The sequence below is a fragment of the Jiulongibacter sediminis genome (assembly GCF_001306455.1).
In the GTDB taxonomy this organism is placed as follows: domain Bacteria; phylum Bacteroidota; class Bacteroidia; order Cytophagales; family Spirosomataceae; genus Jiulongibacter; species Jiulongibacter sediminis.
In genome coordinates, this window is the sequence record NZ_LGTQ01000010.1 from 148,852 (window position 1) to 161,012 (window position 12,161).

The 12,161-nt window shown below is 42.5% G+C and carries 14 protein-coding genes; 8 read left to right on the plus strand and 6 right to left on the minus strand.

Annotated elements, in window-relative coordinates:
* Positions 1-184 precede the first annotated feature (184 nt).
* Positions 185-1,288, plus strand: coding sequence for a redox-regulated ATPase YchF (gene ychF / locus AFM12_RS13685; protein ID WP_055149524.1), 1,104 nt, complete (start codon positions 185-187; stop codon positions 1,286-1,288).
* Between the two features lie 50 nt (positions 1,289-1,338).
* On the opposite strand, the gene AFM12_RS13690 is transcribed toward ychF, so the two are convergent.
* The gene (locus tag AFM12_RS13690; RefSeq protein WP_055149177.1) at positions 1,339-2,553 is read right to left on the minus strand and encodes a peptidase associated/transthyretin-like domain-containing protein; all 1,215 of its coding nucleotides are present in this window, start codon (positions 2,551-2,553) and stop codon (positions 1,339-1,341) included.
* Between the two features lie 162 nt (positions 2,554-2,715).
* Between AFM12_RS13690 and AFM12_RS13695 the strand changes: the two genes are divergently transcribed.
* The 3 genes from AFM12_RS13695 to AFM12_RS13705 are packed head-to-tail and all read left to right on the plus strand — an operon-like array spanning position 2,716 to position 5,203.
* Complete coding sequence (locus AFM12_RS13695; protein WP_055149179.1) at positions 2,716-3,771, plus strand: DUF4412 domain-containing protein; 1,056 nt, start codon at positions 2,716-2,718, stop codon at positions 3,769-3,771.
* Positions 3,772-3,810: 39 nt separating this feature from the next.
* The gene (locus AFM12_RS13700; RefSeq protein ID WP_055149181.1) at positions 3,811-4,467 is read left to right on the plus strand and encodes a hypothetical protein; all 657 of its coding nucleotides are present in this window, start codon (positions 3,811-3,813) and stop codon (positions 4,465-4,467) included.
* Between the two features lie 22 nt (positions 4,468-4,489).
* Positions 4,490-5,203 carry a hypothetical protein gene (locus AFM12_RS13705; RefSeq protein WP_055149183.1) on the plus strand — a complete coding sequence of 238 codons (714 nt, stop codon included), beginning with the start codon at positions 4,490-4,492 and terminating at the stop codon, positions 5,201-5,203.
* Here the strand turns inward: AFM12_RS13705 and aroQ are convergent.
* Together aroQ and AFM12_RS13715 are read right to left on the minus strand one after the other, a co-directional pair.
* A complete protein-coding gene (gene aroQ / locus AFM12_RS13710) occupies positions 5,200-5,619 on the minus strand; it encodes a type II 3-dehydroquinate dehydratase (protein ID WP_055149185.1) in 420 nt (139 codons plus the stop codon). The two genes, AFM12_RS13705 and aroQ, sit on opposite strands and share 4 nt — an antisense overlap.
* Positions 5,620-5,746: 127 nt before the next feature.
* Positions 5,747-6,265 carry a DinB family protein gene (locus tag AFM12_RS13715; RefSeq protein ID WP_055149187.1) on the minus strand — a complete coding sequence of 173 codons (519 nt, stop codon included), beginning with the start codon at positions 6,263-6,265 and terminating at the stop codon, positions 5,747-5,749.
* A 62-nt stretch (positions 6,266-6,327) separates the two neighbouring features.
* On the opposite strand from AFM12_RS13715, the gene AFM12_RS13720 reads away from it, so the two are divergent.
* From AFM12_RS13720 to hemN, 4 genes are all read left to right on the plus strand, one after another.
* Positions 6,328-7,038: a VIT1/CCC1 transporter family protein gene (locus AFM12_RS13720; RefSeq protein WP_055149189.1), complete on the plus strand. Its 711-nt coding sequence runs from the start codon at positions 6,328-6,330 to the stop codon at positions 7,036-7,038.
* Positions 7,039-7,089: 51 nt separating this feature from the next.
* Complete coding sequence (locus AFM12_RS13725; protein ID WP_055149191.1) at positions 7,090-7,977, plus strand: dienelactone hydrolase family protein; 888 nt, start codon at positions 7,090-7,092, stop codon at positions 7,975-7,977.
* 160 nt (positions 7,978-8,137) lie between these two features.
* Complete coding sequence (locus AFM12_RS13730; protein ID WP_055149193.1) at positions 8,138-8,860, plus strand: LamG domain-containing protein; 723 nt, start codon at positions 8,138-8,140, stop codon at positions 8,858-8,860.
* A gap of 73 nt (positions 8,861-8,933) precedes the next feature.
* Positions 8,934-10,331, plus strand: coding sequence for an oxygen-independent coproporphyrinogen III oxidase (gene hemN / locus AFM12_RS13735; protein WP_229308509.1), 1,398 nt, complete (start codon positions 8,934-8,936; stop codon positions 10,329-10,331).
* A 2-nt stretch (positions 10,332-10,333) separates the two neighbouring features.
* On the opposite strand, the gene AFM12_RS13740 is transcribed toward hemN, so the two are convergent.
* From AFM12_RS13740 to AFM12_RS13750, 3 genes are all read right to left on the minus strand, one after another.
* Entirely contained in the window at positions 10,334-10,648 is a 315-nt protein-coding gene (locus AFM12_RS13740; RefSeq protein ID WP_055149197.1) for a hypothetical protein, read from the minus strand.
* 18 nt (positions 10,649-10,666) lie between these two features.
* Entirely contained in the window at positions 10,667-11,368 is a 702-nt protein-coding gene (locus AFM12_RS13745) for a hypothetical protein (RefSeq protein WP_055149199.1), read from the minus strand.
* A 124-nt stretch (positions 11,369-11,492) separates the two neighbouring features.
* The gene (locus AFM12_RS13750) at positions 11,493-12,119 is read right to left on the minus strand and encodes a porin family protein (protein WP_055149201.1); all 627 of its coding nucleotides are present in this window, start codon (positions 12,117-12,119) and stop codon (positions 11,493-11,495) included.
* Positions 12,120-12,161: the final 42 nt, after the last annotated feature.

Below are 12,161 nucleotides of genomic sequence, written 5' to 3' on the forward strand. Positions count from 1 at the left end.
TTAAAGGTATTATGTTCATTCAACTACAAAGGTGATGGGGCTCACATCCCGATATGATTGAGAGTCAAATAACAAAACTGAAAACGAGCCCAAAAGGTAACAGAGACCTGAAAAACCTACAGGCAGATGGTTAGCTCATTTTTATCCCTTATTTTTGCAGCCTGAAATTCAAAAGCAAAAAAGAATGGCTCTTAAAGTAGGTATAGTTGGTTTGCCAAACGTAGGAAAATCAACTCTTTTCAATGCAGTTTCCACTTCTGCAAAAGCTCAGGCGAGTAATTACCGTTTCTGTACCATTGACCCCAATGTGGGCCTGGTAGATGTGCCCGATGAGCGAATGAAAAAACTGGAAGAGCTGGTTCAGCCGAAAAAGACGATTCCAACACAAATTGAAGTGGTTGATATCGCGGGACTTGTGAAAGGGGCTAGCCGCGGCGAAGGTTTGGGTAACAAATTTCTCGGGAATATCCGTGAGGTTGATGCTATCATTCACGTCATCAGATGTTTTGAAGATGAAAATGTAATGCGTGACGAGGGAGATATTAACCCTGTAGGCGATAAAGAAATCATAGACACAGAGCTTCAACTGAAAGATCTGGAAAGTATTGATAAAAAGCTGCAACGGATCTCCAAAGCTGCCCGTGTAGGTGGCGACGCCAAAATGAAAGCCGAACTTGCAGTGGTAGAAAAGTGCAAAGAATGGCTGGAGCAAGGCAAAAATGTAAGAGAGCTCGGGTTAACCAAAGAAGAATTGCCTGCCATTGCTGATCTGTTTCTATTGACCATTAAACCAACACTTTATGTGGCCAATGTGGATGAAGCCAGCATGCATACCGGCAATAAATACTCGGAAGCTCTTCAAAAAGCTGCTGACGCCGAGGGTGCAGAGATGATTGTTTTGAACAATAATATCGAAGCTCAGATTGCCGAAATGGAAGACCCGGATGATAAAGCCATGTTCTTTGAGGAATATGGAATGAAGGAGGCTGGTCTGGATGTGCTTCTTCGTGCAGCTTATAAACTTTTAAATCTGAATACGTATTTCACCGCAGGTGTCCAGGAGGTAAGAGCCTGGACCATCAAAGACGGCTGGAAAGCCCCTCAGGCAGCAGGTGTGATTCACACTGATTTTGAAAAAGGATTTATCAAAGCCGAGGTGATGAGCTATGACGATTTTGTGAGTCATGGATCAGAGCAAGCCTGTAAAGAGGCCGGTCGATTGAGAATTGAAGGCAAAGAATACATAGTGAAAGATGGCGACATCATGCACTTCAGATTCAATGTGTAAATAAGACTAGAGTCATTAAAAAGCCCGAAAGTTAAATTCGGGCCTTTTTTTTATCTCAAACGCCGTTGCATTTCTAACATTCGCTCCGAGGGCAAAAGATAACCGTAGGAATCCCAATATTCTGCACCCAGAGAAGTGGCCTTCTTAAAATCCCGGGTGTGAATAAGCTGCTCCGTTTCAGTTACTCCTCCCCTGCGTAAATCACGAGACTCAGTAGCCACAAAACGGTACTCCCAATGAGCATCTGATTTGAACTTTCGGTCAAGCTTTTCTTCATAAGTGAGATCCACGGAAGCCCGGTTTTCGTGAAGAAGCCACTTGCCTTCTGATTTTCGATACTGACTTGAGTATTTCAAAGACTTACCCGTAAGTTTTACATTTGAAAGGCCTGGACCAATAACTTCTTTGAGAGCCTTGGGTGTCAGCTCATATTCTACTCCAATGATTGATTTTGAATCGGTGTCAATGTAAATTCTACCTGTTCGGCCTCCTCTGAGATTCGCTGAACGCGGCTGAAATTGAACAACATACAGCTTTAAACTATCAAAGGGTATCAGTAGTGAATCCACCACAAAATCGTACTTTTTCAGAGCATCCGGCTGTAAAAAGTCAGGCCGCTCTGTTTCTATTGCTCTGGCGGCTATAGCAGGCCCATTGATAAACTGCCATGCTTCTACTTTTTCAGAGTGGCCTTTGAGGTTCAGCTGCCTGTTTTTTAGAGCCTTCATACGGTCTGGCAATAACTCTTCTCCCGGAAACCGCTCTACCCTCAGCACGGCTTCCTTTATTTTCACCACTCCTGTATTTATAATTTCTGCTGTTTCCAGATAAAACCCATTCTGTAGCATGGGTTTCTCAAAATGACTTCTCTTCATTGAGTCTAAAGCTGACTGCACCAAACCCCTCGCATTAGAAACACCCAGCATTACCTGAATAGGTTCTGCAGGCTCCAACTGGATCATATGAAGTTTAGAATGGTCTAAATCCTTCGTTGGTATTTGCTTCGACATATAACCTATAGCCGAAGCTGTTACTACCGCCGAATCGGTTAGTATATTGGGATATTTAAATAAAAAATGCCCTTCTTCATTGGCACCGGCACTAAAACCCGAATATTGAATACTAATAATAACCTCAGGCAAAACCTCTCCGGTTTCGGCGTCTGAGACCACTCCCCTGATAGCCGTAAACCCTTGTGCACAGGCTGCCGTTAAGGTCATAAAATAAAGAATCAGAAATTGGCCATAGGCCGTTCTTTGAAACATAGAAGATATTTTTTAAGTTAAGACTGTGCAATTCTGGAGTTGGTAGCTCATGCGAATTACGTAGAAAACCTTACCAACTACAAGCTCACCACTACCAACAACCAAACTGTTGTAAAAACGTTGGAATGACCAATTAAATTTGAACCAGTAAAAGTCTCAAACATGAACATCAGGAATTTCAAATCATTGCTTTTCAGCTTACTTTTCCTAGTCGGCCTTAGCGGCTACAGCCAGATTTTGAGTCCGGACAGAATCAGAAACAGAATTAAAGAAAGAGCCAAAGAAAGAACCGCTCAGGAAGTGGACAACCGTGTAGATCGTGGGGTGGATAAAGTTCTTGATGGCCTTTTCGGAACGGTAGACAAGGGTGCAAAAGCCGCTACCGACGCGGTTAAAGAGTCAGCCTCTTCAGACTCAAATAAGGAAGAAAGCAATCAGGAAATGAGTCAGGAAGACGCCATGGGAATGCTTGGTGGCCTTTTGGGCGGAATTGGCGGTGGTGCAGAACCACAAGGTAGCTATGATTTTGATGCATCCTATGTCATGAAAATGACCAGCACCTCTAAAGATGGACCTCAGAATTTTGAAGTAAAATACCGCTTCACCGATGGCGGAGAATATTTCGGATCAGAAATTCTGAATATGAGTACTCAGGCTCCGCAAAGTATGAAAGGTCAGTTTATGATTTATGATATGGCCAATAGCACTATGTTCACTTTTATGGAAATGAACGGACAGAAACAAATGATGTCCATTGGGATGTCAAATCTTGAGGGACATGCTGAAGCCAAAATCGACGAAAATATCGCTGAAACAACATACACAAAAACGGGTCAGACCAAAAGTATTGCGGGCTACACATGCGACGGATATATGATGAAGCAAGACGGTAAAGAGTATCTGGTCTGGATCAGCCGGGGAAGAGTACCGGTGGTTTCCAGCTACTATACATCGATGAATAAAGCCATGAACTCTAATAAAAACGGTCTTCAATTTGACTATTCTTCTAACCCCGAAATCCTAAAAATGATGAAAGAAGGGAGAGCATTGCTGGGAATGACCATGGAAGAAGATGGGATGAAAACCGAAATGGAAGTTGTTGATATTAAAAGCAGCGACAGTTTCACTTTCAATACAGCCGGCTACGGCAATATGATGGATTTCAATAAGATCATGCAGGATGCTCAAAAGCAACAGCAGGAACAAAACGATAACTAAAAAAGACTCAATTCTGAGTTAGAACTTCAAAACATAGCCATGAAAATTATTAAATTGATGGCAGCATCATTGCTGCTAGCCGGGACTTTTATGCTCAATGCATGCGGAGAAAAGAGTGATTCCCCCGAGCCTCTGAGCGAGCTGATTGACTTCAATACGGTCAAAGGAAGGGTAACCAGATCTATCTACTACGATTATGAGGGCAATGAGGTCAGAACAGCCACTGATACAATTTATTTTAACTATCAGGAAAGCATTAATAACCAAACCTGGTACGGCTCTCCCACAGGACTGCTGTTCAGCAAAAATGGCCCTGAAGGTCTTTATGGCTACTTCAAACCTCTGAATGAGGAATATCTGATTTATAAATATCCGGCTTCCAAGGGAGAACGATACGCTACCAAATCTTCTCAGGGTGCTTCTTTCGATAACGAATCCGGCAATCCATATAACACGACCGATTACCAAATGCTGGTGGCTGATACGAATGCCTCCTTTGAAATGACAATGATTAATGGTAAGCACAACGGGCTTATGCATTACATCAAAGAAAAGACAACACAAGGAGTAAGTACGAGCATTTCGCCTGCTGAATGGTACATTCTACCGGGCAAAGGCACACTTGCTTTCATTGCCTATTATGACGAGGATTTTGAAAAAATTTCAGTTTACAGCGAAACTATTGCCTTTCTGTAAACATCATTAACCAATTACATCTATGAAAAAATCATTATTTACCCTCACTGTTTTTGCTCTTCTGAGTAGTTGTTCATCCGGCGAAAACTCAAATGAAACCCTCGAAGAGAAAATAGAGGATATGATCCCAAAATCTGATCAGGAGCCATGTGATTTCCTGAGTAAAGAAGAGGTAATTGAAACTTTTGACATTGAGGATGGAATTGAAATTACCCAAAACAGTAGTTACGGTGTTTGCTCTTTCAGCTGGGAAGTGGCCTCTGAGAAAGCCTCTGAAGAAGAGAGCATCAATAGTATTTTGGAAGCAGCTCGCTCAGGGAATATCTCTTCTGCTGTTTCACAAATTTCAAAAGGAAGCTACTCCGTGGGTTTGAACTTCAGCACTCTAAACTCAAAAAGTAAAGAAGAAGCCAGGCAAGGCTATGAGCGAATCATCCAAAGACTCACAGAAGGCATCAAAGTCAGCAAGGAAACGGTAAAAGATAAGATGGAAGAAATGGGCCTCGACGGCGATGCCGCTGACAAATACCTGACTGATGAAAATTTAACTTACAAAAATGACCAATGGGAAGAAGTATATGGTATCGGCGAAGCCGCCACCTGGAGCAGTAAAACCAGTCAACTGACAGTGCTTTCAGGCATCGATGTTTTCTTTCTGACCGTAAAGGCCGGAGATAAGGAAAAATCCTTAGAAATGGCCCGGAAACTGGCAATTGAGGTCATTGACAATCTTTAAGACAACAAACTTCTGACAGCAAGCTCATAACCTTTCAGGCCAAGGCCAGCAATCATGCCGCGGCAACGGCTTGTGAGGTATGAGTGATGTCTGAACTTCTCCCGTGCGTGAATATTAGAAATGTGTACTTCAATGGCCGGCGAAGTAACCGCAGATAATGCATCAGCAATAGCGACCGATGTATGCGTATAAGCACCAGCATTGATAACGATACCGTCAAAATCAAAACCAATTTCGTGAATTTTATCAATCAAAGCTCCTTCGCTATTGCTTTGAAAATAATGTAGCTCAGCTTCTGAAAAAGCCGCTTTGAGCTCTTCAAAATACATCTCAAACGTCTGATGGCCGTAGATTTCAGGCTCACGTTTACCTAGCAAATTGAGGTTTGGACCGTTGAGAACAAGTATCTTCTTCATTTTTTGATTTCAACTTTGTGATTGCTTTGCAAAGCTAATTAAAAACACGAACTCAAAAAGCCCAACGTTCGCAGGTACCTCACGTTCCGGAATAAACCTTCAGGATACTTTAAGCCCGTAGGCCGTTTTACTTTAATTGAGCTCTCAAAACAGAAACAGTGACTAAAAGTTGTCCCAAATGTCGCTGTGCGTGTTCTGCGGCATGAAAAAGTAAGCCAATTACAGTAGAGGGTAAATGCTTGCGACCAACGGTTCTTTGCTCCGTCAAATCAGAACCTTCAAGGGACTTGAAATACAAAAAAGCCTCTTTTACTTTATCTTCAAATTGCACAATCAGGTTTTCTGTATCTGGTAATGGCTCCACCTTCTTCTCTCCTTTTAAAAAATCAATTTGCTCTTCAGAGAGCGGTAAGCCTTTTGAATATGTCATCATTCGATCCAAGACACCCGTCATATGGCGGACATGAAAAGCCACAGTAGCCCGACCAGCCACTTCTCTGATCATCAGATCATCCGGAAAATCAACCAGAATTTCTTTTAACTCTTCAACCGTCTGTAATAAGGAATGAGCAGCAGGCTGAAGAAGTTCAGGGACCTCCGGAAGTGGTCCCCGAAGCCATACCTCAGATAATTTATCACTTGTCATAAATTCAGGATTAAGTGGCAAATTGCTAAATTCGTCAATAACATACAGAACTTTTTCTTTCTATGGATAATACCCAAAATCTGGATCAATACCTTGAAGACCACTATATCCACCGAAGTAATTGGCTCAGAGCCGCCGTTTTAGGAGCTAATGATGGCATACTCTCAACAGCGAGTATTGCCATTGGTGTGGCCGCCGCCAGCACAACAAGAGAACCGGTTATTCTGGCCACTGTAGCTGGTCTGGTAGCTGGAGCTCTTTCCATGGCCGCTGGCGAATATGTTTCTGTCAGCTCGCAAACAGATGTAGAAAAGGCAGACATCGAAAGAGAAAAGGTGGAACTTCAGGAAATGCCTCATATGGAGCTTCAAATGCTGGCTAAAATTTATGAAGAGCGGGGGCTCAAGAAAGAAACTGCCTTGCTGGTGGCCAAAGAGCTCACGGAGCATGATGCTCTGGCAGCCCATGTAAGAGACGAACTGGGTATCAATGATGTAAGTCAGGCCAAACCGATTCAGGCAGCATTGGCTTCAGGGGCAGCCTTCACTTTTGGAGGTTTACTTCCTCTTTTAGTTGTACTTTTTATGCCCATGAAAAATCTGGAATACTCACTCTATGGATTCGGTATAGCATTTCTGGTTCTTTTAGGCGTGATGGCCGCGAAAGCCGGGGGCTCGCCCATTGGCAAAGCTATTTTGAGAGTAACTTTCTGGGGTACTATAGCCATGGGGCTAACTGCACTGGTGGGTTATTTGTTTGGGGTCAATCTATAGGTTGAAATTAAAAATTGGCTAAATTGAAAGAATAAAACCTGATTTTGAAATATGAAAAACTTGAGAAAAGAAGATATTAAACAAGAGGTATTTGACCTTTATGATGCCTACGCCCATAATAAAATTGACCGCAGGGAGCTTATGCAGAAGCTATCAACTTACGCCGTGGGTGGGGTAACGGTAGCTGCTTTGAGTAATTTTATGATGCCTGATTATATTAATGCTATTCAGGTAAAGACCGACGACCCCAGAATTGAATCTGAGTTTATTACCTATAATTCACCAAATGGGGGTGGTGAGATCAGAGCTCTCCTGTCAAAACCGGCAGGAGCTAAAAAGCCTCTTGGGGGTGTAGTAGTGGTTCACGAAAACAGAGGTTTAAACCCGCATATAGAAGATGTAGGCAGAAGAGCTGCTCTGGCTGGCTTTATTTCTATCGCTCCAGATGCCCTTACTCCGTTGGGAGGCTACCCCGGCAATGATGATGACGGAAGGCAATTGCAAAGCAAACGTGATCGGAATGAAATGCTTGAGGATTTTATCGCTGCTCATGAATATATCAAAAAACACAAAGACTGTAACGGAAAAACAGGCGTGGTGGGCTTCTGTTTCGGAGGCTGGATTTCCAACATGATGGCCGTCAGGCTCCCTGATCTTGATGCTTGTGTTCCTTTTTACGGTGGACAACCAGCTGCTGAGGATGTTCCGAAAATAAATGCTTCGCTTATGCTACAATATGCCGGCCTGGACACCCGCGTAAACGCCGGCTGGCCTGATTATGAAGTGGCTTTGAAAAAAAACAATAAAGAATATCAGGCATTTATTTATGATGGTGTGAATCATGGCTTTCATAATGATACCACACCTCGTTATGATAAAGAAGCTGCTGAGCTAGCCTGGAAAAGAACCGTTGAGTTTTTCGAAAAACACCTGAGCTAATTCAATCTTCTTATTTTTAGAAACTGGCCGGAACATAGGGTTTCCGGCTTTTTTCATGATGTCCACCTTTTGTCCATCCTCGTTTTATGGCTTCTGTCAGTAAGCCGACCACATTTGGTTCAGAAATAAAAATCAATCGCAGACCAAAACTTTTAAAATCATGAAAAGATTACTGACACTTTCTGTATTCGGCTTCGCCGTTTGCACCTTCTATGCCTGCTCAAAAATCAATGCCGGTCCTGAACCTGAGCCTACTTCCCTAAAAATAGGTCTTATCGCTCATTTGCCTTTTGACGGCAATGCAGATGATATAAGCGACACAGGCCTTACGGCTACTGTGAAAGGTACGACCATCGTAAACGACAGGTTCGGAAATAGTGCCGGAGCCTATTATTTTGACGGAGTAGATGATGTGATTACTTATAACAAGCCTGAAATGCTCTCACTTGGTGGTTTTGAGCCTTATACGATTTCCGTTTGGGCTAAGCCCGAAGCGGTGGATTATACCAACATCATGATCTCAAAATTTAACGGTGGCGTCTTGGCTGGCTGGTACGTTGGAGTCAATGCGGATTCTTCAGCTCAGGTATACCGTAATGTGGGGCCCTGGGCCGGAAAAACAGACACTAAGATCACCTATGGCAAGTTCAATCATATACTAACCACCTATGATGGCAAAAACCTGAATATCTACATCAATGGTAAACTGGAGTCCAGCACGCCTTTCACCAGTCATCCATATGACAGGAAAACCGAGATCGCCGTTGGCGGAACGCATTCTCAAAACAAACTAATTTCGAGGTACCTCGGCACCATAGATGAAATTAGAATTTATGATCGTGTGCTTGAAGCTGAAGAGATAGAGTGGCTGGCGGACAATTGATAGCCAAGTTGAAATATAGAGAAAGGTAGTCAAAGCTCAGGATGAAAAATCCTGAGCCCATGCCTTCTTTAACATGACAAAGGTCATGCTTTGGGCTTTACGACAGCTCTACTTTTACGCCATGAATAATGAGCAGCTGATTAATAAGTATAATGTGGCCGGGCCACGGTACACCTCCTACCCTACTGTGCCCGCATGGAATCTTGAGGATTTCAACTTGCCTGATTGGCAAATTGACATCAAAAAGACCTTCCAGAAAGATCAAAACATCGGCATTTACATTCATTTACCTTACTGCGAGAGCCTTTGCACTTTCTGTGCATGCCATAAGCATATCACTATCAATCATTCTGTCGAAGGACCCTACATTGAAGCTTTGCTCAAAGAATGGCAATTGTACCTATCTCTTTTTGACCAAAAGCCGGTATTAAAAGAGCTCCATCTTGGCGGCGGTACGCCAAGTTTCTTTTCTCCCGAAAACCTGAAATACCTGATTGAAAATTTACTTTCAGAAGTTACAGTACCGAAAGACGCTGCTTATGGTTTTGAGGGGCACCCAATGAATACCACAAGAAAACACCTTGAGGTTCTTCATGCCCTGGGATTTAATAGAGTAAGCTTTGGGGTTCAGGATTATGACGCTAAAGTGCAGCGTGCCATAAATCGACATCAGCCATTTGAAAAAGTTAAGGAAGTCACCGAAATAGCCCGTGAGATTGGCTACACCTCCATTAGTCATGATTTGGTTTATGGGTTACCATTTCAAACCATCAATGGCATCAAAAATACGGTAGAGAAAACGCTCAGTCTAAAACCAGACCGCTTGTCTTTCTACAGTTATGCTCATGTACCTTGGATCAAAGGAAACGGTCAACGTGGCTTTTCTGAAGAGAATCTGCCTGGTGGGGCAGAAAAAAGAGCTCTCTACGAGCTAGGTAAAAAACTTTTTGAAAAGGCCGGATATGAAGAGGTAGGAATGGATCACTTCGCAAAACCAAGTGACGAACTCTTTATTGCTCGTGAAGAAGGTCGTTTACACCGCAATTTCATGGGCTATACCACTGAAAACGCTCAAACGCTTATTGGACTTGGTGTTTCTGCCATTGGCAACTCAGCCACCACCTATTTTCAAAATGACAAAGTTTTAAAATCTTATCTTGAAAAGCTTCAAAACGGAAAGTGGCCTGTGGTTAAAGGGCACCTATTGACAGAGAAGGAAGTGCTTGCCAGGGAGATTATCGAAGACATTATGTGCAACTTCCACACCAAAAGGCTTGATGTTTTTGCTGATGACAATCCAGAAATTTATGGGGAGCTTCGAGCAATGGAACAAGATGGAATATTGACTTTCAACCAATCTGATCTTTGGGTCAAAGAACCCGGAAAGGCGTTTGTCAGGAATATAGCCATGCTTTTTGACGAACATTTGAAAAAGGATAGTCAAAAGCCGCTTTTCTCAAAGACCATCTGACCTCAAAGCCATTTGAGAAAAGACCAGGATTTTCGACTTTTTAAATAGTTGAAATTCTTATCGTTGGCATATGCTTCCTTCTCAAAAGAAATAAGATAATAGGCCTTCCAAACATCTTTAACTTGCAGGTAGTGGATAAACCATTCCATCAGGTACCAGAAATAAAATAAGAAAATCCCCATTTCCAGCTGTTGACGGATATGAATCCGCTCATGAAAAATCAGGTAATCATTAGGCTCTTTTTCCCGGATGAGGATAAACGGAAAAAGTGTCATGCCATTGACATGCAACCTGCTGATGCCTTTGAGGATAATCATGCCGGCAAATTCCGACTTTTATTTAATTGACCGAAGCATTTCCGTTACAGATTTCTTGGGAGCAGCTTCATAAGCAGAAATCAAAATCTCAACCAGACTTTTTACAGCACATCCGTTTCTTTCAGCCCTGAAGTAATAGTACTCCTTTCCCGGTAATCTTGCTCCCAGCTCAAGGCTCGGCAGTCTGGAAAGCTCACGACCTTTCATATCCAGCCAGCTATAATTAGTCTCCGGCTCTATAATCTCTGTGGCTACGAATACTTTTTCTGAGGGCCTGAATTCAGTTTTACCTATTTTATACAAAGGCAGGCTAAACACATTGAGTTTTATTCGGGCGTTATATTCTTTTCCGGCCTTTGCAACATGTGCGGTGTAGTAGCCGGAATGCTCAGGAAATAGATTTTGAAGTAAAACATCCTTACCAATACTCTGGAAACCGTGTGGACCTTTCCATTCGTATTCGGCAGTTTTTCCCAAATCAGGAGCTTTAAGATAAACCTCTCCTTTTTCACAAATATTAATAACCTGACTGCGAGCCAGTGCCAAAAAACGGGAGTACTCAATTTCCCTGTGATCATTAAAAGAGTAGTAATTCATCGCCGTGGTATCAGCAGTCACCTTAGTGAATAACTTATTCTTCGCTTCTGCCAGCGAACATGGCTGAAGAAGCCAGAGTATAATAAATGAACATTTTATCTTTTTGTGTAAGATTAGCTTCATAGGCAAACTTTTAAGTGTTACGGTGGTCTGTTAACAAATAAGCTCAATTTTCATGCTAAAAAATAAAAAGCCCCTCCGGCAAACCAGAGGGGCTAAGTAAATGCTTAAACGTTTTTAGTAATTTTTACAGGATTTTCTTTGCCAGCGTCAGCTGCCAGCCGGCAGGTCTTTGAGAAAACTTATCTTCGTTATTAAAATTCATAATATTGATATCAGATAGGCCTCCTTCTCTCCTAAGGTCAATATCAAAACCCAAAAGCGTAATACCTGCCCCAAGCTGATACCCCCAGGTAGAATTGGAAAAGGCCTCGCCCGTATTAGTGGTGTACTCTGCAAGAGCATCTCTTAATTTCATATCCTCCGACAACTTTACTGATGCCACCGGACCGCCCATAACTCTTAAAAAGCCCAGCGGCTTAAACCCAATCATTACAGGAATATCAAGATTAGTGTATTTTACATCCACCAGCTCAGGTGATCCGCCGCCAAATGGGGTAACAGAGACTTTTCCCCCCTTTGTAGCAACCATTATTTCAGGTTGTAAATAAAATTTATCACCAATACGACCCCATATCCCAAATGCAAAACCTGTTTTGGTGTCCAGACTTTCAGAGATATTATTTTTTAATGAGCCTGCGTCTGTACTAATGTTCGTCAGGTTAACTCCACCTTTAATTCCAAGACCTGATTGGGAGTAGGCCGAAACGCTAAACAGAGTCAGAGCTATTAAAGCGGCAAATAACTTTTTCATTTTTTCGGTGTTTTAATTAATCTGGCAATCTAACGCTGCCTT